Origin of the sequence: Terrisporobacter petrolearius (assembly GCF_020748185.1) — a bacterium.
GTDB classification, from domain to species: domain Bacteria; phylum Bacillota; class Clostridia; order Peptostreptococcales; family Peptostreptococcaceae; genus Terrisporobacter; species Terrisporobacter petrolearius.
In genome coordinates this window covers 1-455 of the sequence record NZ_JAHZMO010000178.1, presented here as the reverse complement: position 1 = coordinate 455, position 455 = coordinate 1, and the positions used below count along the sequence as shown (strand labels likewise).

Genomic DNA, 455 nt, shown 5'->3' with positions numbered 1-455 from the left:
GATCGCGTTGCCGTGCGCGCCACATCCAAAGCAGTGGTAAAACTGTTTCTCACCGTTAACGGTGAATGACGGGGTTTTCTCGTTGTGGAATGGACAACACGCGTGGAAATTCTTGCCCTGCTTTTTCAGCTTCACACGGGCATCGATCAGATCGACGATGTCAGTGCGTGCCAGCAGATCATTAATGAATACGCGTGGGATTCGTCCAGCCATAGGCCCCGATTTTTAGCAATTCATAAACGAAAATAAGCCGCGCATTCCTTTCGGAAGCACGGCCTTACAACTACAACTCGGTCTGATCGGAGAGCAACGCTCTCGGGGAATTAGTACAGACGAGTGCGGCGTGCGTTTTCGCGAGCCAGTTTCTTCGCGTGACGTTTCACTGCAGAAGCTTTAGCGAGCTTACGTTCGGTAGTCGGTTTTTCATAGAACTCACGACGACGAACTTCCGCCAG

At 51.4% G+C, this 455-nt stretch carries 2 protein-coding genes; both read right to left on the bottom strand.

Annotated elements, in window-relative coordinates; translation table 11 throughout:
* On the bottom strand, positions 1-213 hold a 213-nt coding region (locus K0040_RS20205; protein WP_228110463.1), incomplete at its 3' end, for a CHC2 zinc finger domain-containing protein.
* Positions 214-323: 110 nt separating this feature from the next.
* On the bottom strand, positions 324-455 hold the full coding sequence (rpsU, locus tag K0040_RS20200) for a 30S ribosomal protein S21 (protein ID WP_438948021.1): 132 nt from the start codon (positions 453-455) through the stop codon (positions 324-326).